At 72.8% G+C, this 21,068-nt stretch carries 20 protein-coding genes; 8 read left to right on the top strand and 12 right to left on the bottom strand.

Annotated features, from left to right (window positions below; genetic code table 11):
• Positions 1 to 109 precede the first annotated feature (109 nt).
• Both ACPPVS_RS07005 and pgsA read right to left on the bottom strand, forming a co-directional pair.
• The gene (locus tag ACPPVS_RS07005; RefSeq protein WP_426595308.1) at positions 110 to 583 is read right to left on the bottom strand and encodes a CinA family protein; all 474 of its coding nucleotides are present in this window, start codon (positions 581 to 583) and stop codon (positions 110 to 112) included.
• A 3-nt stretch (positions 584 to 586) separates the two neighbouring features.
• Positions 587 to 1,180, bottom strand: coding sequence for a CDP-diacylglycerol--glycerol-3-phosphate 3-phosphatidyltransferase (gene pgsA / locus ACPPVS_RS07000; protein ID WP_426595307.1), 594 nt, complete (start codon positions 1,178 to 1,180; stop codon positions 587 to 589).
• Positions 1,181 to 1,244: 64 nt separating this feature from the next.
• Here pgsA and ACPPVS_RS06995 point away from each other — a divergent pair, with 64 nt between their 5' ends.
• Positions 1,245 to 2,561, top strand: coding sequence for a CapA family protein (locus ACPPVS_RS06995; protein ID WP_426595306.1), 1,317 nt, complete (start codon positions 1,245 to 1,247; stop codon positions 2,559 to 2,561).
• A 1-nt stretch (position 2,562) separates the two neighbouring features.
• Here ACPPVS_RS06995 and ACPPVS_RS06990 read toward each other — a convergent pair whose 3' ends face one another.
• The 3 genes from ACPPVS_RS06990 to ACPPVS_RS06980 all read right to left on the bottom strand — a co-directional run bounded on the left by ACPPVS_RS06990 (position 2,563) and on the right by ACPPVS_RS06980 (position 7,917).
• Positions 2,563 to 4,761, bottom strand: a complete 2,199-nt coding sequence (locus tag ACPPVS_RS06990) for a putative bifunctional diguanylate cyclase/phosphodiesterase (protein WP_426595305.1) — start codon at positions 4,759 to 4,761, stop codon at positions 2,563 to 2,565.
• Positions 4,758 to 7,442 carry a DNA translocase FtsK 4TM domain-containing protein gene (locus ACPPVS_RS06985; RefSeq protein WP_426595304.1) on the bottom strand — a complete coding sequence of 895 codons (2,685 nt, stop codon included), beginning with the start codon at positions 7,440 to 7,442 and terminating at the stop codon, positions 4,758 to 4,760. Before ACPPVS_RS06985 ends, ACPPVS_RS06990 begins: the two co-directional genes overlap by 4 nt.
• A 64-nt stretch (positions 7,443 to 7,506) precedes the next feature.
• Entirely contained in the window at positions 7,507 to 7,917 is a 411-nt protein-coding gene (locus tag ACPPVS_RS06980; RefSeq protein ID WP_426595303.1) for a hypothetical protein, read from the bottom strand.
• A gap of 74 nt (positions 7,918 to 7,991) precedes the next feature.
• Between ACPPVS_RS06980 and ACPPVS_RS06975 the strand changes: the two genes are divergently transcribed.
• Entirely contained in the window at positions 7,992 to 8,591 is a 600-nt protein-coding gene (locus ACPPVS_RS06975; protein ID WP_426595302.1) for a TetR/AcrR family transcriptional regulator, read from the top strand.
• Complete coding sequence (locus ACPPVS_RS06970; protein WP_426595301.1) at positions 8,588 to 9,700, top strand: DNA glycosylase AlkZ-like family protein; 1,113 nt, start codon at positions 8,588 to 8,590, stop codon at positions 9,698 to 9,700. Before ACPPVS_RS06975 ends, ACPPVS_RS06970 begins: the two co-directional genes overlap by 4 nt.
• Here ACPPVS_RS06970 and ACPPVS_RS06965 read toward each other — a convergent pair.
• Entirely contained in the window at positions 9,697 to 10,488 is a 792-nt protein-coding gene (locus ACPPVS_RS06965; protein WP_426595300.1) for an MBL fold metallo-hydrolase, read from the bottom strand. The genes ACPPVS_RS06970 and ACPPVS_RS06965 overlap by 4 nt on opposite strands.
• A gap of 70 nt (positions 10,489 to 10,558) precedes the next feature.
• On the opposite strand from ACPPVS_RS06965, the gene ACPPVS_RS06960 reads away from it, so the two are divergent.
• Positions 10,559 to 11,518 carry a GlxA family transcriptional regulator gene (locus ACPPVS_RS06960; RefSeq protein WP_426595299.1) on the top strand — a complete coding sequence of 320 codons (960 nt, stop codon included), beginning with the start codon at positions 10,559 to 10,561 and terminating at the stop codon, positions 11,516 to 11,518.
• Between the two features lie 35 nt (positions 11,519 to 11,553).
• Positions 11,554 to 12,519: a DMT family transporter gene (locus ACPPVS_RS06955; protein WP_426595298.1), complete on the top strand. Its 966-nt coding sequence runs from the start codon at positions 11,554 to 11,556 to the stop codon at positions 12,517 to 12,519.
• 54 nt (positions 12,520 to 12,573) lie between these two features.
• On the opposite strand, the gene ACPPVS_RS06950 is transcribed toward ACPPVS_RS06955, so the two are convergent.
• The 6 genes from ACPPVS_RS06950 to ACPPVS_RS06925 form a co-directional block, all read right to left on the bottom strand.
• Positions 12,574 to 14,259: a ribonuclease J gene (locus ACPPVS_RS06950; protein WP_426595297.1), complete on the bottom strand. Its 1,686-nt coding sequence runs from the start codon at positions 14,257 to 14,259 to the stop codon at positions 12,574 to 12,576.
• A gap of 16 nt (positions 14,260 to 14,275) precedes the next feature.
• Entirely contained in the window at positions 14,276 to 15,193 is a 918-nt protein-coding gene (gene dapA / locus ACPPVS_RS06945; protein WP_426595296.1) for a 4-hydroxy-tetrahydrodipicolinate synthase, read from the bottom strand.
• Between the two features lie 53 nt (positions 15,194 to 15,246).
• Positions 15,247 to 15,555 (bottom strand): hypothetical protein, encoded by a 309-nt coding sequence (locus ACPPVS_RS06940; protein WP_426595295.1) that lies wholly within the window; start codon positions 15,553 to 15,555, stop codon positions 15,247 to 15,249.
• Between the two features lie 2 nt (positions 15,556 to 15,557).
• On the bottom strand, positions 15,558 to 17,057 hold the full coding sequence (locus ACPPVS_RS06935) for a M6 family metalloprotease domain-containing protein (RefSeq protein WP_426595294.1): 1,500 nt from the start codon (positions 17,055 to 17,057) through the stop codon (positions 15,558 to 15,560).
• 101 nt (positions 17,058 to 17,158) lie between these two features.
• On the bottom strand, positions 17,159 to 17,653 hold the full coding sequence (locus ACPPVS_RS06930) for a dihydrofolate reductase (protein ID WP_426595293.1): 495 nt from the start codon (positions 17,651 to 17,653) through the stop codon (positions 17,159 to 17,161).
• A complete protein-coding gene (locus ACPPVS_RS06925) occupies positions 17,650 to 18,456 on the bottom strand; it encodes a thymidylate synthase (RefSeq protein WP_426595292.1) in 807 nt (268 codons plus the stop codon). Before ACPPVS_RS06925 ends, ACPPVS_RS06930 begins: the two co-directional genes overlap by 4 nt.
• A gap of 73 nt (positions 18,457 to 18,529) precedes the next feature.
• Between ACPPVS_RS06925 and ACPPVS_RS06920 the strand changes: the two genes are divergently transcribed.
• From ACPPVS_RS06920 to ACPPVS_RS06910, 3 genes are read left to right on the top strand one after another with little or no spacing between them, the layout of a single operon-like run.
• Complete coding sequence (locus ACPPVS_RS06920; RefSeq protein ID WP_426595291.1) at positions 18,530 to 19,999, top strand: NAD-dependent succinate-semialdehyde dehydrogenase; 1,470 nt, start codon at positions 18,530 to 18,532, stop codon at positions 19,997 to 19,999.
• Entirely contained in the window at positions 19,986 to 20,717 is a 732-nt protein-coding gene (locus tag ACPPVS_RS06915) for an AzlC family ABC transporter permease (RefSeq protein ID WP_426595290.1), read from the top strand. The genes ACPPVS_RS06920 and ACPPVS_RS06915 overlap by 14 nt, the downstream gene beginning before the upstream one ends.
• Entirely contained in the window at positions 20,714 to 21,034 is a 321-nt protein-coding gene (locus ACPPVS_RS06910; protein ID WP_426595289.1) for an AzlD domain-containing protein, read from the top strand. The genes ACPPVS_RS06915 and ACPPVS_RS06910 overlap by 4 nt, the downstream gene beginning before the upstream one ends.
• Positions 21,035 to 21,068: the final 34 nt, after the last annotated feature.

Genomic DNA, 21,068 nt, shown 5'->3' with positions numbered 1-21,068 from the left:
ACGGAGTCCTACGCGCCGGAGGTCGAGTGCTCATCACGGTCCTTGCAACGACCGAGGGGTTCCTCGTGTTCCCGCCTACTCACCTCATCGGCTGATAACGCCCTCAGGTTCACCCCTGGTGCCTCATGAATTCGCGGGCGAGGGCGAGGACGGCGTCGACGGCCCCCGCACGCACCACCGCCCGATCGCCGGGAAGGCGCACCGAGCGGACGGACACGCCAAGGGGCGTCGCGATCGCGACGTGCACCGTGCCGGGCGGCTGGCCGTCCTGCGGGTCGGGCCCGGCGACGCCGGTCGTCGCCAGCCCGACGTCGGCGCCGAGGCGTTCGCGCACGCCGACGGCCATCTGGCGCGCGACCTCGGGATCGACCGCCCCCCGCGCGACGAGCAGCTCCGCGTCGACCCCGAGCAGCGAGCCCTTGAGATCGGTCGCGTACGAGACGACTCCTCCGCGCAGGCTCACCGAGGCACCCGGGACGTCGACCAGGGCGGCGCATACCAGCCCACCCGTCAGCGACTCGGCGACCGCGATGGTCCAGCCGCGCGCACGCAGGTCCGCCAGCAGCTCGGCCGCGGACGCCATCGTTCAGAGTCCGGCGTAGGGCGGCCGGCTCGCGGTCCGGCGGATCTGCACGGCCGCGCGCACGTAGTCCAGGCCCGTGACCACGGTGACGACGACGGCCGCGGCCATGAAGCCTATGGCCAGCACCGTGACCCAGTCCGGGAGCACGTCGAGCGGGAGCAGGTACAGACCGATGGCGACGGACTGCAGGACCGTCTTGATCTTGCCGCCGCGGGACGCCGGCAGCACGACGTAGCGCAGCAGGAAGAACCGCATCACCGTGATACCGATCTCGCGCACCAGGATCACGACGGTGACCCACCACGGCAGGTCGCCCAGCCAGGACAGCAGCACGAGGGCGGTCCCGACCAGCAGCTTGTCCGCGATGGGGTCCAGCAGCTTGCCGATGTCAGTGATCTGTCCCGACCGGCGGGCGAGCCATCCGTCCATCCGGTCGGTCAGGGCCGCGACCACGAAGATCCCGGTCGCGATCAGGCGGCCCGAGGTGCTGTGCCCGCCGTCGGCGAGGAGCGCCCATGCGAAGAACGGCACCAGCGCAATGCGCAGCACCGTGAGCATGTTCGCCAGGTTCCAGGCGGAGGGCACGGCGTCGATCACCCGGACAGCCTAGGTGGACGACGACGATGCTCGGGGACGCGGCGCGACCCACTACAGTCCGCGTGTGACCCGCCACGCTCGCGCCGGCCGCCGCGAGCCCGTGCTGATCAGCATCGCTGTCGGCGTGCTCCTGATTGCGAGCCTGGGGGCGGCCGCGACGGCGCTGCACCCGTGGAGATCGTCACCCGAAGAGATCACCGCGGCCGTGGCGACCCCCGAGCCCGTTCTGGCAGCCCCGGACCCGACGCCCACGCCGACCCCGACGCCCGACCCCGACGCCGAGTTCACGATCGTCGCGGCCGGCGACGTCCTGCCGCACCTCCCGGTGCTGGCTGACGCGCACGCGGCCGGCGGTGGCTACGACTTCGGCCCGATGCTCGCGCCGATGAACCCGTGGGTCCAGGGCGCCGACCTGGCGATCTGCCACCAGGAGGTGCCGATCGCGCCGACCGGCACGCCGCTCAGCGGCTACCCCCTGTTCGGGACGGCATCCGAGATCGCCGAGGCGCTCAAGGCGCAGGGCTGGGACGGGTGCTCGACGGCCTCGAACCACTCCGTCGACCGCGGCTTCGCCGGGGTCACCGCGACGCTCGACGCGTTCGACGCGGCGGGTCTCGGGCACGACGGCACCGCGCGCAGCGCGGCCGAGCAGGCACAGCCACAGCTCTACCGGCTGGAGCGGGCGGGCCGGATCATCACGGTCGCGCACATCGCGGCGGCCTACGGCACCAACGGGATGCCGGTCGACGCGGACAAGCCGTGGTCGGTGAACCTGATCGACGTGCCGGCGATGGCGGCCCAGGCGGCCGCCGCCCGGGCCGCGGGCGCGGACCTGGTGATCGCGAGCGTGCACTGCTGCGTCGAGTACCAGACGGCCCCGACCGCTCAACAGGTGGCGTTCGACCAGGCGATCGCCGACACCGGCCAGTTCGACCTGCTCATCGGGCATCACGCCCACGTGCCGCAGCCGGTGGTGAAGCTGGCGGGCGGACCGCGGGGCGAGGGCATGTGGGTGGCCTACGGCCTGGGCAACTACCTGTCCAACCAGGACGGCGCGTGCTGCGTCGAGGACACCGACTCCGGCCTGCTGCTCACGGCGCACGTGACCAGCACCGGCGCGTTCCCGGCCCAGGGCATCCCCGCAGGACCCGCCCGGGTGACGGGCGTCGAGTGGACCCCGATCACCGTCGACCGCCTCGGCGGCCACCAGGTCCATGCGCTGGTCGACATCCCCGGCGGGACGGGCACGCTCGGTCCGGCCGTCGTCGCCGACCGGCTGGCACGGGTGACCGCGGCCGCCGGGGGCTCCGCGCCGCAGCGCACGACGCCGTCGGTCCCCACCGGCCCCGGCCCGGTCGTCGTGCGACGGACGGCGGGCTGACTCAGGTCGAGACGTCGCCCGGCTGCGCCGGCCCGTACAGCCACCCCTGGCCGTACCGCCAGCCGTTGCGGTGCAGGAACTCGGCCTGCTCCTCGTGCTCGATGCCCTCGGCGATGGTCACCATGGCGAGCTCGCGCGCCAGCGCCCCGAGCGCCCGGGCCACCTTGCCGGCGGTCGGGTCCTCGGGGATGCCGGACGTGAACGACATGTCCAGCTTCACGCCCGCGACGGGCAGGTCACGCAGGTAGGACAGCGGGGAGACCCCGGTGCCGAAGTCGTCGAGGAGCACCGGGACCCCGGCGGCGGACATCTGCGTCAGCTCGTGCCGGATGCGGGTGCCGGAGGCCACGAGCGAGGACTCGGTCAGCTCCACGACGACACGACCCGCGGTCAGGCGGTGGCGGGAGATCTCGCCGAGCAGCGTCGTCGCGAACTCGCCGTCGCCGAGCTGGTCGGCCGAGACGTTGACGGAGACCCAGCGGGTCCGGTCGACGGTCGATGCCACCCACTCGACCACGCGGGTGGCCACGAACTGACCGAGCGCCACCGCCATGCCGGCCTCCTGGATGTGCGGCAGGAACGCGGCGGGCAGCAGGAGTCCTCGGTGCGGGTGCTCCCAGCGCACGAGCGCCTCGTACCCGACCACGCGGGAGTCGGCGAGGTCGACGATCGGCTGGTAGTGCACGACGAGCTGGTCCTCGGCCAGCGCGACGGCGAGCTCGCGCTGCAGCTCCGAGGCGGAGCCGGCGGTCATCGACGGCTCGAACACCTCCGTGCGGCTGCGCCCCGACCCTTTGGCTCGGTAGAGCGCGGCGTCGGCGGCGGCCAGCAGGGCGGGCGCTCCCCCGGCGGCGGTCTCGGGGTCCGCCAGGGCGATGCCGATGCTCGCGGCGACCGTGAGCCGACGGCGACCGACCCGGACCGTCTCCCGCAGCCCAGCGTGCACGGCCTGCGCCACGTCGAACACCGCCCGCGCCGCGTCGAGGTCCTGCACGACCACGACGAACTCGTCGCCGCCGAGGCGCGCGACCGTGCCCCGTCGGGCGGTCGCGGCGCGCAGCACCCCGGCGACGTGCACGAGCACCTCGTCGCCGGCCGCGTGCCCGTAGCGGTCGTTGATCTCCTTGAACCCGTCGAGGTCGCAGGCCAGCACCGCAACCCGGTGCCCGACGCCCGGCTGTTCCAGCACCGACTGCAGGACCTCCTGCAGGAGCGTGCGGTTGGCGAGCCCGGTGAGCGGATCGTGCATCGCGCGGTGGGTGAGCATCTCGGCCTGCAGCCGCGACTCGGTGGAGTCCCGGACCTGCACGACGAAGTGGTCCGGCTGGCCGCTCGGCGTGCGGACCAGGGCGGCGTCGAGGGCGACCCAGACCAGGTGGCCGTCCGCACGCTGATACTTCTTCTCCAGCGAGAACCGGTGCTGGCCGCCGCCGAGGAGCCGGTCGACCTCGAGGCGTTCCGCCGGCCGGCTGTCCGGGGTGCTGAGGTCCTCCATGCGGTATCCGCGCAAGGCGCCGACCGACGTTCCCAGCAGCTCGGCGAACGCAGCGTTCGCCTCGACGATGTGCCAGTCCAGGTCCACCAGCGCCATGCCGATGGGCGCGTTCTCCATGGCGACCCGGAACTGCATCTCGCTGCGGGTCAGCGCGGCCTCCACCTCCCGACGACCGGTGACGTCCACGAGGGTGGTCAGCAGCGCGTCGCCGTCCCCGTCGCCGGCGGGCACGAGCTGGCTGGACACCTGCACCATGCGCGGCTGGGTCCCGTCGGCGCCGGCCAGCGCGACCCCGACGAGCACGTGCTCCGCGTCGCCGCCCGCGCGGGCGGCGATGGTGCGATGGCTGAGCACGGACGCGGGGTTCATCGCCAGCCCCTGCTCGTTGAGCAGGACGATCGGCAGGTCCGCGATGGTGTGCCCGATCGAGCTCGCCGCGTCGATGCCGAGGATCTCGGCCGCGCGTTCGGACATGTCGAGGACCTCACCGGCCAGCGACTGGACGAGCACGCCCTCCTTCGTCACGGACTGCAGCGCGTCGTAGCGGTGCCGCAGCTCGCGGCTCAGCGCCAGGAGCGCGTTGGCCCGCCGGACCTCGGCACGCTGCTTGCCCTGCAGGACGAGGACGGCCACCAGGGCGACGACGGCGACGACGGCGATCGCGGTGCTGACCACCTGGACGGCGCCGCCGCCGAGCGGGTTCACCGGCGGTTGCCGGACCAGGGACCGGCGTCCTCCTCCTCGGCGCCGTCGAAGTAGTCCGTGGCGACCGGTGGCTCACCCGGCAGGGCCCCGTCGGGTCCCATCGCGTAGGGGTCGGCGTCCTGCGCGGGTGCGCCGCGCAGCATCGCGAGCGTCGCGGGCAGGTCGTCGGGCTGGACCAGCACCTCGCGCGCCTTGGAACCCTCGGACGGTCCGACGATCTCGCGCGACTCCAGCAGGTCCATCAGCCGCCCGGCCTTGGCGAACCCGACCCGCAGCTTGCGCTGAAGCATCGAGGTGGACCCGAACTGCGTGGTCACCACGAGCTCCGCGGCCTGCAGCAGGAGGTCGAGGTCGTCGCCGATGTCCTCGTCCACCTGCTTCTTGACCGCGACGGCAGCGATGTCCGAGCGGTAGGTCGGCTTGAGCTGCTTCTTGACGTGCTCGACGACGGCGTGGATCTCCGACTCGGAGACCCAGGCGCCCTGCGTGCGCATCGGCTTGGCGGCACCCATCGGCAGGAACAGCGCGTCGCCCTGGCCGATGAGCTTCTCGGCGCCGGGCTGGTCCAGCACGACCCGGGAGTCCGTCAGGGAGCTCGTCGCGAAGGCCAGACGCGACGGCACGTTGGCCTTGATCAATCCGGTCACGACGTCGACGGACGGCCGCTGCGTGGCGAGCACCAGGTGGATGCCGGCGGCGCGAGCGAGCTGGGTGATGCGCTGGATCGAGGCCTCGACGTCGCGGGGGGCGACCATCATCAGGTCGGCGAGCTCGTCCACGACCACCAGGAGGTACGGGTAGGTCGCGATCTTGCGCTCGGAGCCCGGCAACGGCTTGACCTTGCCCAGACGCACGGCGGCGTTGAAGTCGTCGATGTGCTTGAACCCGAAGTTGGCCAGGTCGTCGTACCGGGCCTCCATCTCGCGCACCACCCACTCGAGGGCCTCGGCGGCCTTCTTCGGGTTCGTGATGATGGGCGTGATCAGGTGCGGGATGCCCTCGTAGACCGTCAGCTCGACGCGCTTGGGGTCGACGAGGACCATGCGGACCTCGTCGGGTGTCGCGCGCATGAGGATCGAGACGATCATCGAGTTCACGAAGCTCGACTTGCCCGCGCCGGTGGCGCCGGCCACCAGCAGGTGGGGCATCTTGGCGAGGTTGGCGGTGACGTACCCGCCCTCGACGTCCTTGCCGACCCCGATGACCATCGGGTGCTCGGTGCGCTTGGCGGCGCTGGAGCGCAGCACGTCGCCGAGCGAGACGGTCTCGCGGTCGGTGTTCGGGATCTCGATGCCGATCGCAGACTTGCCGGGGATCGGCGACAGGATCCGCACGTCGGCGCTGGCCACCGCGTACGCGATGTTCTTGCTCAGCGCCGTCACGCGCTCGACCTTGACCGCCTGGCCGAGCTCGACCTCGTACCGGGTGACCGTCGGGCCGCGCGTGAAGCCGGTGACCTTGGCGTCGATCTCGAACGACTCGAGCACCATGGTCAGCGACTCGACGACGCGGTCGTTCGCCGCGGAGCGGACCTTGTGCGGCGCGCCCTTGGTGAGCGTCTCGTCCGAGGGCAGCGTGTACAGCACGTCGCCCTCGAGCATCGGCTGCTCGCCGCGGGGCACCGGCGTGGTCTCGGGGGCCGTGATCGGCTTCTTGGCGACGCGCTCGATCGGTTCCGTCACGGGCGCGGCGTCGCGCCGACGCGCGGCCTCCGCCTCGGCCTCGGCGGCGGCGACGACGGCCGCGCGCTCGAACGCCTCGTCCCCGTCGTACTCGTCGAGCCGGGTCTCGTCCGGGTCGTCGACGGCCTCGGCCCGCTTGCGACGTCCCAGCAGCCCCCGCTTCTTGACGGGAGCCTCGGCGTCGTCGACCGCGGTGTGACCGGCGTTGATGACGAGCGGCTCGTCCAGCTCGTCCTCGGGCTCCTCGTCTCGGTGGTTCCCCGTGAGTCGGTCGTACACGCCGCGCAGCCGCGGGATCACCTGGTGCACGGGCGTCTTGGTGACCACCAGCACGCCGAAGAACGCGAGCAGGATCAGCAGGGCGACGGCCACCCCGGGCGTGAGCAGGCTGGCCAGGGGCGTGCCGATCATCAGCCCCACCACGCCGCCGGCGGACCGCAGCGCGGCGAAGTCGTCGGTGCTGGGCAGCCCGGCCCCGACCTGCAGGAGGCCGCAGACGGCGAGCGCGATCGCGGCGAGCCCGATGCCGATGCGACCGTTGGCCTCGACGCGGTCCGGGTGCCGCATGAGCCGGATGGCGAGGCCGAGCAGGACGAGCGGCACGGCCACGCCGACCTTGCCGAACGTGCCGGCCACGATGCTGTGCACGACCGTCCCCGCGGTCCCGGACAGGGCCCACCACTCCCGGGCCGCGATGACGATCGCGAGGCCCAGCAGGGTGAACGCGAGACCGTCACGACGGTGGGCGGGGTCGAGGTCCCGCGCACCGCGCCCGACGCGGCGCGCGGTGCCACCGACGAGGTGCGCGCAACCCATCCAGACACCCTTGACCATCCGGATCGGCAGCGCCTGCTTGGGCGGCGGCGGCGGGGTCTTGCGGCCCGACGGTCGCGTCGATCCACCGCCCGACCGGCCGGAGCTGGCGGTGGTCTTGCCCGCGGCGCGCGACGACGTCGACGCACCGGAACGGGCGCCTGAGGTGGACGTACGAGTCGCCATGGTCCTCAAACTAGCCGGGGGCGGCGACGGGACGGCCACCGTCGGGTGCGTGTCGGGGTACGGATCACCCGACAAGCAGCCCGATCCCCAGCGTCGCGACGCCCGCGGCCAGCGCGAACGCGCCGACGCCGAGCAGGGCGACCCATCGGCTGGGCCTCTCGCGACCGCGGCCCATCGCCGAGAAGAAGAAGCCCGCGGGCATGAGGATCGCCGCGATCAGCACGCCGGTCTGCGCGAGCCAGCGCCAGAAGCCGGTGAGCGTGGTGGCCTCCCCCAGCAGCAGGCAGACCAGGCCCAGCGTCACCAGCACGCCCGCGTGCGCGTGCCCGGCGCGGTAGAAGTTCCGCTGGAAGTCGGTGGCCGGCTCGCCGCCGGTCTGAACGCGCAGCAGGAAGGCCCCGCCCGACTCGACGGCGACGACCGTCAGAGCCACGATCCCGGCGGTCGTCCTGGCAGCGTCCGTCAGCTCGATCATGAGTGTCCCCTCGTTTCCGAACACTGTTATAGAACACCGTTCGTAAACCATCGTCAACACCTAGACTCACTCTCATGGCCCGGCCCCGCGTCCACGACGACGCCCTGCGACTCCGGCTGCTCGACGAGGCGTCGGCGCTCGTCTCGGCGACCGGCGCCGACTCCCTGACCGTCCGGGAGCTCGCGCGCCGCGCCGGGACCTCGGCGTCGGCGGTGTACTCCCTGTTCGGCGGCCGCGAGGACCTGGTCCGGGCGGTCGGCGACGAGGCGTTCACGCGGTTCGCCCGGTCCCTGAGCGCCGTCCCGCAGACCGGCGACCCGGCGGCGGACCTGCTGAGCCTCGGGCTCGCCTACCGAGAGCACGCTCTGCAGGCTCCGCACTTCTACCGGGTGATGTTCGGGGTGGCGGGCGCGGGCGCCCAGGACGGCACCCGCGGCGCAGCCACGCGGACACCGACGTTCCAGGTGCTCCGGGACGCGGTCGCGGTGGTCCTGGGTCCCGACACCGACCCGGAACCGGCGGCCGTGGGCCTGTGGGCGCTGGTGCACGGGCTCGTCGAGCTCGAGCTGGACGGTCTACTGCCCACAGACGATCCGCGTGAGCACTACGTCGCGCTGCTGCGGGCGGCCGGCCCGGGCATCCTGACGGTGCCGGGTGGCACGGTAGAGGGATGAAGGTCACCACGTCCCAGGTGCGGCGCTACCGGGTGCATGCGCAGCAGCTCGACCGGGCACCGCGCGCCGACCGGGCGCCCGGTGAGGCCGCCGTGCTCGACCTCGGCGTGCAGGACACCGGCCCGGACGGTGCGCTGTGGGCGCTGACCCTGCGGGGCGTGCCGGTCACGGCCGGCCACTGGCCGCACGAGCTCGCCCTGGCCTGGACCATGCGCGGCGCCCCGCACGCATACCGCCGGGGCGACCTGCGCGACGTCGAGCGCATGCTGCGGCCGTACTCGGAGGCCGACGCCGCCAAGCGCGTGATGAATGCGGCGGGGCCGTTGAAGGCGGCCGGCATCCCGGTCGTCGAGGCCATGGCGGCCACCGCGCGCACGATGCGCGAGGTGGTCACCGAGCCGCTGGCCAAGGGCGAGCTGTCCACCCGCATGACGGCGCAGATGCCGGACGCGTACCTGCGGTGGTGCCCCGCCTGCAACGCCACGCACATGTACGAGATGCCGTTCCGGCTCGCCGCCCTGCACGCCGGCCTCGAGCTCGAACCGGGCACCTCTCCCCCGGTGGTCCGGCGCATCCCGCACTGGCCCGCGGCCCAGGTGGGGGTGCTCGAGCGGGCCGACGAGGCCGGGGCGCCGGACCCCGTCCGCACCCTGCTGCACCTGGCCGGACCGCTGACCGCGAAGCAGGTAGGCGTCTACTTCGACGTCCCCGTGCGGGACATCCTCGCGAGGTGGCCCGCGGACGCCGTGCCGGTCGACGTCGACGGCACCGAGTCGTACCTCCTCGAGGCCGACACCGAGGCGCTACGCAGCACCACGGACGCCGGCACGGTGCGCCTGCTCGGACCGTACGACCTCTTCCTCAGCACCGGTGACCGCGACGTGGTCGTGCCCGACCGGTCGAGGCACAAGGCGCTGTGGCAGGCGATCGGACGCCCCGGAGCCGTGCTTGCGGGAGCCGAGATCGTCGGCACCTGGCGCCCGCGGGCCCGGGGCGGGACGCTCGGGCTCGAGCTCGACGAGTGGGTCCCGTGGGACGCGGCCACCCGGCGCGCGGTCGAGACCGAGCACGCGCGGCTGGCCACGTTCCGCGGGGTCGAGCCGCGTTAGGCCGAGGCCCGCGCGGCAGCCGTGTCCACGGCGGTCGGCACACCCCGTTCCAGCACGAGCAGCCGGTCTCGGCGGCCACCGGCGACCAGCCGGTCCTCGAGCGCGGTCAGCGGGTCGACGAAGTGCGCCCAGTCGGTGTGGTGGACCGGGATCACCCTCGCGGGCGCCAGCAGGTCGACCGCGGCACTGGCCAGCAGCGCGTCGAGGGTCAGCGGCTCGGCCCCGAACCGGCCGACGTTCGCCCCGCCGACGAACAGGACCGCGACGTCGATCGCAGGGAACCGGCGCGCGACGGCCGCGACCACGTCCGCCGAGGCGTTGTCGCCGGACACGTAGACGGTCGGGCTGCCGGCGGCCTGCAGGACGAAGCCCGTGACCACACCGCTGAGCGCCTCGGCACCCTCCGGTCCGTGCCGCGCGGGCACGGCCGTGACGGTCGCGCCCCCGACGCCTGTGGACTGCCAGGGGCGCAGTCCGACGACGCCCGGGAGGCGCTCCGCCGCGTCGGGGGTGGACAGGACCGTCGGGACGCCGGCGAGCAGGGCGCGGCCGGCGTCGTCGAGGTTGTCGGCGTGCTGGTCGTGGGACAGGAGCACGACATCGACCGGTCCGAGGTCGGCGAGGGCGATGCCCGGGCCGACGAGCTTGGTCAGCGTGGCGCCGCCGGCGACCCGCGGCGGGTACGTGCCGGGCCCGTCGAAGGTGGGGTCGGTCAGGACGGTCAGACCGGCGTAGGTCAGGCGCAAGGTGGGTCCGCCCACCCAGGTGGCGGTGATCGATGTGGTCATGCCTCCAGCGTCGTCGCGTCCGCGATGCGCCGCCAGTGGCCCGGTGGACACCATTCGCTAAGATCGGGCCATGCGCAGCCACGAGGTCGCCGAGGTCGCCGTGCTGGCATTCCCGGGGATCAGTCCGTTCCACCTGTCCGTGCCGTCCACGGTGCTGACCTCCAGGTCCCGCAGCGCCCCGGTCCCCCGGTACCGGGTGACGGTCTGCGCCGAGGTCCCCGGCGTGGTCCCGACCGACGCGGGCTACGACCTCGTCGTCGAGCATGGCCTGGAGGCCCTCGGGACCGCCGAGACCGTCGTCGTCCCCAGCTGGGACACCGATCGGGAACCGTCCGGAGCGCTCCTCGCCGCCGTCCGGTCGGCGCACGCCCGCGGGGCGCGGGTCGTCGGGCTCTGCCTGGGCTCGTTCGTCGTCGCGGCGGCGGGGCTGGTCGACGGTCGCGAGGTCGCGACGCACTGGTCGGCCGCGCCGGAGCTGGCCCGGCGCACCCCGGCGGCGACCGTGCGGTCGGACGTCCTGTGGTGCGACCTCGGCGACGTGGTCACCTCGGCCGGCGTCGCGGCGGCGCTGGACTGCTGCCTGCACGTGGTCCGCACCGACCACGGCGCCGCCTATGCCGCCGACCTCGCCCGGAGCCTGGTCCTCGCACCGCACCGCGACGGGAGCCAGGCCCAGTACATCCCCGCCCCGGTGGCGCGCACCGAGGACGGCGACGCCGTCGAGACCGCGATCGCCTGGGCGATCGCGCGCCTCGACCAGCCCCTCGACCTGGACACCTGGGCGGCGAGCGTGCACCAGTCGCGACGCACGTTCACGCGCCGGTTCCGCGCCCGGACCGGCGCTAGTCCCGCGCAGTGGCTCCTGCGGCAGCGGCTCGTGCACGCGCGGGTGCTCCTCGAGTCCACCGACCAGCCGGTCGAGCACGTCGCCACGGCGTCCGGGTTCGGCTCTTCCGCGGCGCTGCGCCAGCACTTCGCGCGCGAGTTCCGCACCAGCCCGCGACGGCACCGGGCGGCGTTCCGGCCGTGAGCGCGGATGTGGGTGGTCGCTCGTAGGGTTGCCGGATGAGCAAGCGCGGCTGGATCCTGCTGTTGTCCGTCGGCGTCATCTGGGGCATCCCGTACCTGCTCATCAAGATCGCCGTGGGAGAGGTCTCGCCGGCCACGGTGGTCTTCGTCCGGACGGGGCTCGGCGCGCTCCTCCTCCTGCCGTTCGCCCTGCGCTCCGGGGGCGTGCGCGTGCTGCGCGCGCACTGGCGTCCGCTCCTGGCGTTCGCCGCCCTCGAGATCATCGGCCCGTGGATCCTGCTGTCCAACGCGGAGACCACCCTGGCCAGCTCGACCACCGGGCTCCTGATCGCGACGGTGCCGATCATCGCAGTCGTGCTCGGGCGGCTCGTCGGTGACCGGCGGCCGGTCGCGGCCGTGCGGTGGATCGGGCTGCTCGTCGGCCTCCTGGGCGTCGGCCTGCTGCTCGGGCCGGGCGAGTCGAGCGGCGGGAGCCCGTGGTCCGTGGCCCAGGTCCTGCTCGCGGCCGTCGGCTACGCGAGCGCGCCGATGATCGCCGACCTGTTCCTGCGCGACGTGCCGGCGATCCCGCTGACCGCGACGTGCCTGGGCGTCACCGCGCTGTTCTACCTGCCGGTCGTGCTGGTCACGGGGCCGCACCCCATGCCGGCCCTGGACGGGGTGCTCGCGCTCGTGGCCCTCGGCGCCGTCTGCACGGCGCTCGCGTTCGTGCTGTTCTTCCGCCTGATCGTCGAGGTCGGCGCGGCCCGCTCGACGCTCGTCGCCTACCTCAACCCGGTCGTCGCCGTCGCGCTCGGCGCCCTCGTCCTGGACGAGGCTGTGACGATCGCGGTCGTCGCGGCCACCGCGCTCATCCTCGTCGGATCGGCCGCGGCCTCGCGCCGGTCGCTCGATCCGGACGCGGGGGCGAGAACGGACCACGCGCCGGCGAGAGCGAGCGACGCGGAGCTGATGGACGTCGACGACCTCGCCGTGCCCGCGGACGGCGTCCCACCGGCCTGACCGCACACGGAACGGCTCCGACCCGCGGGTCGGAGCCGTTCGGTCACGAGCGCCTCAGGCCTCGACGACCACCGGGATGATCATCGGGCGGCGGCGCAGCCGGTTGGACACCCAGCGGCCGACCACGCGTCGCATGATCTGCTGCAGGGAGTGGGCGTCGGAGTTGCCGTTGCGCGCCGCCTCCTCGAGGGCCGCCGTGAGCTCGGGAAGGATGTCGTCGAACACCGCATCCTGCTCCGCGAACCCGCGGGCGTGGATCTGCGGGCCGGCCAGCACCTTGCCGTCGGCGGAGCTGACCACGGCGAAGATCGAGATGAAGCCCTCGTCGCCCAGGATCCGGCGGTCCTTCAGCTCGACCTCCGTGATCTCGCCGACGCTCGACCCGTCGACGTAGACGTAACCGCACGGCACGGCGCCGACGATGCTCGCCCGGCCGTTGAACAGGTCGACCACGATGCCGTCCTCGGCGAGCACCACCCGGTCCGCGGGGACACCGGTCTGCACCGCCAGCGCGGCGTTGGCCACGAGGTGCCGGATCTCGCCGTGCACGGGCATGACGTTGCGCGGCTTGAGGATGTTGTAGCAGTACAGGAGCTCGCCGGCGCTGGCGTGCCCGGAGACGTGCACCTTGGCGTTGCCCGAGTGCACGACCCGGGCGCCGAGCCGGGTCAGGCCGTTGATCACGCGGAAGACGGCGTTCTCGTTCCCGGGGATCAGCGACGACGCCATGATGACGGTGTCGCCGGGTCCGACGGACACCTTGTGGTCGTTGTTCGCGATCCGCGACAGGGCAGCCATCGGCTCACCCTGCGAGCCGGTGCACATGAGCACGATCTCGTCGTCGCGCAGCTGGTCGACCTGCTTGAGGTCGATGAGGACGCCGTCGGGCACGTTGAGGTAGCCCAGGTCGGCGGCGATCCCCATGTTGCGCACCATCGAGCGGCCGACCAGCGCGACCCGACGGTTGTGCGTGTAGGCGGCGTCGAGGACCTGCTGGACGCGGTGCACGTGCGAGGCGAACGACGCGACGATGATCCGCTTGGTGGAGTCGGCGAACACCTGGTCCAGGACCGGCCCGATCCCGCGCTCGGGCGAGACGAAACCGGGCACCTCGGCGTTGGTGGAGTCGACCATGAACAGGTCGACGCCCTTCTCGCCCAGGCGGGCGAACGCGCGCAGGTCGGTGATCCGGCCGTCCATCGGCAGCTGGTCCATCTTGAAGTCGCCGGTGTGCAGCACGGTGCCGGCACCGGTGGTCACCGCCACCGCGAGCGCATCGGGGATCGAGTGGTTCACGGCGATGAACTCGCACTCGAAGGACCCGAACGTCGAGGTGTCGCCCTCGGCCACCACGCGGGTGACCGGCTGGATGCGGTGCTCCTTGAGCTTGGCCTCGATGAACGCGAGCGTCAGGCGGGAGCCGACCAGCGGGATGTCGCGGCGCAGGCGCAGCAGGTACGGGACGGCACCGATGTGGTCCTCGTGACCGTGCGTCAGGACGATCGCCTCGATGTCGTCGAGACGGTCCTTGATGTACTCGAAGTCGGGCAGGATCAGGTCGACGCCGGGCTGGTGGTCCTCGGGGAACAGGACGCCGCAGTCGATGACGAGCAGCCGGCCGGCGTACTCGAGGACGGCCATGTTGCGGCCGACCTCACCGAGCCCTCCCAACGCGACGACGCGCAGGGCGCCGCTGGGCAGAGCCGGCGGCATGGTGAGCTCGGGGTGCGGGTGACTCATGTGTCTCCTGGTGGGATCAGTGCACCGCGACGTCGAGCAGCCCGGCGGCACGGAGGCCGTCACGGATCTGCGCGAGCTCGTCGTCGGACGCGGGGACGAGCGGGAGGCGCACCGTGCGCTCGGGCACGAGGCCCAGCACCTGGAGCGCGGCCTTCGCGGCGACGGCCTGGAAGCCGGCACCGTTGAGTGCGTCGATCGCGGGAATGATCGATCGGAAGATCCGGAGCGCCTGGGCGTGGTCGCCGGCGTCGAACGCGCGGACGGTGTCCGCGAGCTGACGACCGGCTACGTGCCCGGTGACGCTGACGATGCCCACGGCGCCGTGCGCCAGCAGGGTGAGCAGGGCGCTGTCGTCGCCCGAGTACCAGGCCAGCCCGGTGCGCTCGATGGCCTTCGCCGCAGCGAAGATGTCGCCCGATGCGTCCTTCATCGCGACGATCCGGTCGTGCTGCGCGAGCGCGTCGATGGTTGACGCCGCGAACCGGACGCCGGTGCGACCGGGCACGTCGTAGAGCATGACCGGCAGGTCGGTGGCGTCGGCGACCGCCTCGACGTGCCTGCGCACGCCCTCCTGGGACGGCCGCGAGTAGTACGGGCTGACGACGAGCAGGCCGTGCGCACCGGCATCGGCGGCCTGCTCGGCCATCCGGACCGCGTGCGCGGTGTCGTTCGAGCCGGCGCCCGCGACGATCCAGGCGTCGTCGCCGACGGCCGCGACGACGGCGGCCACCAGCTCGGCCTTCTCGGGCGCGTGCGTGGTCGACGCCTCGCCGGTGGTGCCGTTGAGCACCAGGCCGTCGTGCCCTGCCGCGACGAGGTGGCGCGCGAGCTGCACGGCGGTGTCGAGGTCGACCTCGCCGTCCGCCGTGAAGGGGGTGACCATCGCGGTGAGCACGGACCCGAACGGGCGGGCGGGCGTGGCGGGACGCGGCATGGGGCCACGGTACCGCTCCCGGTGAGCCGTCGTCGTTGCCGGTCAGGGACGCGTCAGGACTCCGGCGGCGAGAGCAGCGGCGCCGGCTCGGTGGTGACGAGCCGCACGACGTCCGGACCCGCGAGCGTCGCCTCCCCCGTGACCCGCCAGCCGACGAGGTCCCCGGGGGGCAGCTCGGACCGGCGGGCGCGGACGGTCCACGGTCGGTCGGCCGGCTGGTGCGCGGTGAGCAGGTCGGGCTGCCCCTCGACCGGCGCCGTGCTCTGCACCGCCACGTCCAGCTCGACGAGGTCCGGCCCCTGGTCGCGGACGGCCTGGATGACGCCGACGACCGCGGTGCGGTTCTTCCGGGCAGCGACCACGCTCAACCCGTCGTGCTCGCGTAGAGGTCCTTCAGGCTCTGCGCCTGCTGGACCAGCTGGTTCCCGTCGGTGATCAGGCCGTCGATCAGGGCCTGGATCGCGGCCGTGCCGCCGGTCGGCGGCGTCGCGGAGCTGACCCGCACCGAGACGGTCATCGAGGCGCCGGACGCAGAGATCGCTGACAGGGCCACGCCGGTGTCGGCGTTGGCGAACGACTTGGTGCTCGGCGTCGTCGACCCGTCGACCTTCACGACACCGGCCGAACCCGGGAACGGGTCGCCCGTGTCACCGCCGTTGTGGTTGAGCTCGATGTCCCGCTTGCCGTCGGCCTGCACCAGCCCGACCTTGTAGTGGTTCTCGTCGGTGTTGCCCGGCATCGAGTCGTCGATGTGCCAGAGCAGGAGCCCGAACCCGGGCAGCGCGGCGTCGTAGCCGTCAGCCTGCCGGTTCTCGAGCAGGAAGTACTCCGACCCGCCTGCCCCGTCCTTCCACAGCCGGAAGACCGTGTGCGAGGTCTCGACCGCGGGCACGGTCACCGGCCCGTCGGCGGTGACGTTCGTCGTCGTGACCCAACCCTGGTTCGACTTGCACCACGCGCTCGGGTGAGCCGGCTGCTCGCCCGGCACGGCGCCGTTCCAAGAGCCGCCGGACATCAGGCACCAGTCGCCGATGCCGCCGGAGGAGTAGTCCGTGTCGTACAGGTCGGGGAAGCCGTACAGCAGGTGTCCCAGCTCGTGCGCGCTGACGCCGATCTTGGCGTCCTCGGGGATGGTCAGGTAGCCGTAGATCTTGCTCGAGTCGGCCTTGTAGGCGGTCGCCAGCGTCGACTTGTGCGACCAGATGTCCCCGAGCGCACCCGTCTCCTCGGCGCCCTGGCCGGCGTGGACGACGATGAACGCGTCGACGAACCCGTTGTGGTCGTTGTCGTACGGCGTGAAGTCGACGTCCTTGTTCGCGGCAACGGCCGCGTCGTGCGCCAGGGTGGGCGTGCGGAACGGCGTGCCGTTCTTGCCGACGCCGGAGCCGTTCGCGGCGTACCAGGCGAGCGTGTGGGGCATCCGGTAGGGGCCGACGACCACGCCGTCCAGCTGGATCAGGCCGTTCGTCACCTCGGTGTAGTACTCCTTGACACTCCCGTGCGGCATGGCGCCGGAGGAGAAGAACAGCCTCTCCATCTGCGCCTTCGTCGTCGTCAGGTGCTTGTCGGAGAAGTCGACCAGGACCACGGCCACGCGCACCGTGCCGCGCAGCGGGGCACGGTCACCGGCGGCGCTGCGGATCGCCATGAGCGGCGTGCCCACCGGGAAGTCCTCCGGCGGCACGATGACGCCGTCGTTGAAGCCGACCGGTCGCGGGTCCCGCTCGATGCGCAGGAACGGCGCTGCGCCGTCGGTGAGCGCGGCCGCCTCGTTCGCGCCCTCGAGCGCCCTGGCCCACTGGGCGCGAAGCTGGGGGCTCGGCGGGACCGCGCAGGTCTGGTGCAGCTGATCGTGGGTGAACATCGTCGTGTCTCCCTGCATCGTGGCCGCGTCCCGTCCGACGAGGTCCCTGCTCACATGAGCCTCCCGCGATGCCCTCAGATACGCCAGAGGCGCGGCAGAACTCAGCGACGCACGTAGGACTCGAACCGGTACCGCGTGCCGCCGGCGGTCGAGGTGAGCCAGGTGTCGTCCGGCTCGGTGCGCTTCCAGTCGAGCCGGTCGAGCGTCGGCGCGCGCGTGTCGCCGCCGACGTCGAGGGAGACCAGGGTGCGTTCCACGCGGTGGGCCAGCGGAAGGAAGAGCGCGTAGATCTCGCCGCCCCCCACGACCCACGCGTCCCGGTTCTCGACGAGCCGCAGGGCCTCCTCGAGATCGTGCGCGACGAGCGCGCCCGCGGCCTCGAACAACGGGTCGCGGGTGAGCACGATGTTGTCCCGGTCGGGCAGCGGACGGAACCGCGGCGGCAGTGAGTCCCACGTGCCGCGGCCCATGATGACCGGGTGACCGCGGGTCAGGTCCCGGAAGTGGGCCATGTCCTCGGGCACGTGCCACGGCAGCGTGCCGTCGCGGCCGATGATCCCCGTGGGCGTCTGGGCCCAGATCAGGGTGATCGTCACACGGCCACCGGGGCCTTGATGGCGGGATGGTGCTGGTAGTCGACCACCTCGATGTCCTCGAAGGAGTAGTCGAAGATCGACGCCGCCTTGCGCAGGTTCAGCCGCGGCGCCGGGAAGGGGTCCCTGCTGAGCTGCTCGCGCACCTGGTCGACGTGGTTGTCGTAGATGTGGCAGTCGCCGCCCGTCCACACGAAGTCGCCCACCTCGAGGTCGGCCTGCTGGGCGACCATGTGCGTGAGCAGGGCGTAGGAGGCGATGTTGAACGGGACGCCGAGGAACAGGTCCGCCGACCGCTGGTACAGCTGGCAGGAGAGCCGGCCGTCGGCGACGTAGAACTGGAAGAAAGCGTGGCAGGGCGCCAGGGCCATCGAGGGGATGTCCGCGACGTTCCAGGCCGAGACGATGTGCCGCCGCGAGTCGGGGTCGCGGCGCAGGTTCTCCATGAGCTGCGTGATCTGGTCGATGTGCCCGCCGTCCGGCGTCGGCCAGCTGCGCCACTGCACCCCGTAGACCGGGCCGAGCTCGCCGTCCGGGGCGGCCCACTCGTCCCAGATGGTGACCTTGTTCTCGTGCAGCCAGGCGATGTTGGACTCGCCGCGCAGGAACCAGAGCAGCTCGTAGGCGATCGAACGCAGGTGCACGCGCTTCGTCGTGACCAGCGGGAACCCCTGCGAGAGGTCGAACCGCATCTGGTGACCGAACACGCTCCGGGTGCCCGTCCCCGTCCGGTCCGCCTTCGGGGTGCCCGTCTCCAGGACGAGTCGGAGAAGGTCCTCGTACGGCGTCTCGATCATGGGGGCCATGGTAGGTCGTGGATCCGTCCCACGTACGAGAAGAGAGGTGGTGCGACGCCGCCCGGGGCGCGAGACTGCGGACATGACGCCCTCACTACCGCCCACCGTCGCCGCGCACGTCCCCACCGGGATACTCATTGACGGGGCCTGGCGCCCGGCGGCGAGCGGGAAGACGTTCACCGTCTTCGACCCGGGGACCACGGAGGACCTGTTCGACGTCGCCGACGCGGGTTCGGACGACGCGCTCGACGCACTGACGGCCGCGTCGAACGCCTTCCCGGCCTGGCGTGCGACCGCGCCGCGGGTGCGGTCCGAGCTGCTGCGCGCGGTCTTCGAGACGATCACCGCGCGGACCGAGGACATCGCCGCCCTGGTCACGGCCGAGGGCGGCAAGCCGTTGGCCGAGTCCCGCGCCGAGGTGGCCTACGGCGCCGACTACATCCGGTGGTACGCCGAGCAGGCCGTCCGGTTCGAAGGTCTCGCCCGGCGCGCCCCGTCCGGGGCGAACCACCAGCTGGTCCTGCGGCGCGCGGTCGGGCCGGCCCTGCTGATCACGCCGTGGAACTTCCCGATCGCGATGATCGCGCGCAAGGTGGCCCCCGCGCTGGCCGCGGGGTGCACGGTCGTCATCAAGCCCGCTCAGCTGACCCCGCTGACCACCGCCTACGTCGCGGAGATCGTCCGCGAGGAGCTGGAAGCCCGTGGCCTGCCCACCGGCGTGATCAACGTGGTGCCCTCGGCGTCCGCGCGCAGCATCTCCGGGCCCCTGCTGTCCGACCCGCGCCTGCGCAAGCTGTCGTTCACCGGGTCCACCGAGGTGGGCTCCGCGCTCCTGAAGGCGTCGGCGGACACCGTCCTGCGCACGTCCATGGAGCTCGGGGGCAACGCGCCGTTCCTCGTCTTCGAGGACGCCGACATCGACGCCGCCGTCACCGGCGCCGTGCAGGCCAAGATGCGCAACGCCGGCCAGACCTGCGTCGCCGCCAACCGGTTCCTCGTGCACGCGTCCGTGGCGGAGGAGTTCACCGCCGGGCTGACCGCCGCGTTCGACAAGCTCGTCGTCGGGCACGGCGCCGACGAAGGCGTCACCGTCGGACCCCTCATCGACGAAGCGGCGGTCGACCGGGTCGAGGAGGTCGTCGCCGAGGCGGTCGGCGGCGGCGCGCGCGTGCGGATCGGCGCCGACCGGCCGAACCGCCCCGGCTACTTCTACGCTCCGACCGTCCTGGACCGCGTGTCTGCCGATCTTCGGGTGATCACCGAGGAGACGTTCGGTCCGGTCGCTCCCGTGGTGACGTTCGGCTCCGAGGAGGAGGGCGTCGCCCTGGCGAACTCCACGCCGTTCGGGCTGGTGGCCTACGCCTACACGCGCGACATCGCCCGCGTCATGCGGCTGGCGGAGTCCGTCGACACCGGGATGCTCGGCGTGAACCGAGGCCTGGTCTCCGACGCGAGCGCACCCTTCGGCGGCGTGAAGTCGTCCGGGCTGGGCCGCGAGGGCGGCGAGGCGGGCATCGAGGAGTACCTCGACAGCGTGTATGTCGCGATCTGAGGCGCCCGACGAGCGCGACGTCCCTGCGCGCGCGGCGATCCGGCAGGCCGTCTCCGTCTCGCTGGCCACGGGCCTGTACGGCGTCTCGTTCGGCGCGCTCGCGGTCGCGGCGGGCCTGTCCGTGCCGCAGGCCATGGCGCTCAGCCTGCTGATGTTCTCGGGCGGCTCCCAGTTCGCGTTCATCGGCGTTGTCGGTGCGGGCGGCCTGGCCGGGGCCGCGATCGCGACTGCCGGGCTCCTCGGCGTCCGCAACGGGCTGTACGGACCGCAGGTGTCGCCGCTGCTCGGGGTGCGCGGCTGGCGTCGGCCGCTCGCAGCGCAGCTGACCATCGACGAGTCGACCGCGGTGGCGACGGCTCAACGAGAGCGACGGGCCGCCCGCATCGGCTTCTGGTGGACCGGCGTCGGCGTCTTCGTCCTGTGGAACGCGTTCACGCTGGCCGGCGCCCTCGTCGGCGACGCCCTGGGCGATCCGCGGAAGTACGGTCTGGACGCCGCCGCGGCCGCCGCGTTCCTCGGCCTGGTCTGGCCGCGCGTCACCGGGCCGAACGCCCGCCACGCGCAGCTGGTCGCGGCGGGTTCCGTGCTCGTCGCGCTCGCGGTCACCCCGTTCGTGCCCGCGGGGATCCCGGTGCTGCTCGCCGCGATCGTCGCCATCCTGGCCGGTCTGCTCACGTCGCCGCCGACGCCCGTCAAGACGCAGGAGGCGGCTGCATGAGCCCCGCCGTCACGTGGGTCGCGCTCGTCGTCGCCAGCGCCGTGTGCTTCGGCCTGAAGCTGGCCGGCCACCTCGTGCCCGAGCACTGGCTCGCCCAGCCGCGCGTCGCCCGGACCGCGGCGCTGGTCACCGTCGCGCTGCTGTCCGCACTGGTCGCCGTCCAGGCGTTCACCACCGGCCGCAGCATCGTGATCGACGCCCGGCTGCCGGCGGTGCTCGTCGCCGCGATCGCGCTGGCCCTGCGCGCCCCGTTCATCGTCGTGGTGCTGCTGGCCGCACTGACCGCAGCCGGCCTGCGCGCGCTCGGGATGCCCTGAGCCGGTTAGGGTGACCGGGCCCACCACCCGAGGA

The organism is Cellulomonas sp. McL0617 (genome assembly GCF_049994875.1).
Lineage (GTDB): Bacteria > Actinomycetota > Actinomycetes > Actinomycetales > Cellulomonadaceae > Cellulomonas.
The sequence above is the reverse complement of the archived record's forward strand: the minus strand, read 5'-3'. Positions and strand labels throughout refer to the sequence as shown.

What these genes read in the sequence shown, in the direction of transcription:
- ACPPVS_RS07005 (WP_426595308.1), bottom strand. Translation starts at nt 583, where the DNA reads ATGGCGTCCGCGGCCGAGCTGCTGGCGGACCTGCGTGCGCGCGGCTGG.
- ACPPVS_RS06985 (WP_426595304.1), bottom strand. Translation starts at nt 7,442, where the DNA reads ATGGCGACTCGTACGTCCACCTCAGGCGCCCGTTCCGGTGCGTCGACG.
- ACPPVS_RS06980 (WP_426595303.1), bottom strand. Translation starts at nt 7,917, where the DNA reads ATGATCGAGCTGACGGACGCTGCCAGGACGACCGCCGGGATCGTGGCT.
- ACPPVS_RS06975 (WP_426595302.1), top strand. Translation starts at nt 7,992, where the DNA reads ATGGCCCGGCCCCGCGTCCACGACGACGCCCTGCGACTCCGGCTGCTC.
- ACPPVS_RS06970 (WP_426595301.1), top strand. Translation starts at nt 8,588, where the DNA reads ATGAAGGTCACCACGTCCCAGGTGCGGCGCTACCGGGTGCATGCGCAG.
- ACPPVS_RS06965 (WP_426595300.1), bottom strand. Translation starts at nt 10,488, where the DNA reads ATGACCACATCGATCACCGCCACCTGGGTGGGCGGACCCACCTTGCGC.
- ACPPVS_RS06960 (WP_426595299.1), top strand. Translation starts at nt 10,559, where the DNA reads ATGCGCAGCCACGAGGTCGCCGAGGTCGCCGTGCTGGCATTCCCGGGG.
- ACPPVS_RS06955 (WP_426595298.1), top strand. Translation starts at nt 11,554, where the DNA reads ATGAGCAAGCGCGGCTGGATCCTGCTGTTGTCCGTCGGCGTCATCTGG.
- ACPPVS_RS06950 (WP_426595297.1), bottom strand. Translation starts at nt 14,259, where the DNA reads ATGAGTCACCCGCACCCCGAGCTCACCATGCCGCCGGCTCTGCCCAGC.
- dapA (WP_426595296.1), bottom strand. Translation starts at nt 15,193, where the DNA reads ATGCCGCGTCCCGCCACGCCCGCCCGCCCGTTCGGGTCCGTGCTCACC.
- ACPPVS_RS06935 (WP_426595294.1), bottom strand. Translation starts at nt 17,057, where the DNA reads ATGTTCACCCACGATCAGCTGCACCAGACCTGCGCGGTCCCGCCGAGC.
- ACPPVS_RS06925 (WP_426595292.1), bottom strand. Translation starts at nt 18,456, where the DNA reads ATGGCCCCCATGATCGAGACGCCGTACGAGGACCTTCTCCGACTCGTC.
- ACPPVS_RS06920 (WP_426595291.1), top strand. Translation starts at nt 18,530, where the DNA reads ATGACGCCCTCACTACCGCCCACCGTCGCCGCGCACGTCCCCACCGGG.
- ACPPVS_RS06915 (WP_426595290.1), top strand. Translation starts at nt 19,986, where the DNA reads ATGTCGCGATCTGAGGCGCCCGACGAGCGCGACGTCCCTGCGCGCGCG.
- ACPPVS_RS06910 (WP_426595289.1), top strand. Translation starts at nt 20,714, where the DNA reads ATGAGCCCCGCCGTCACGTGGGTCGCGCTCGTCGTCGCCAGCGCCGTG.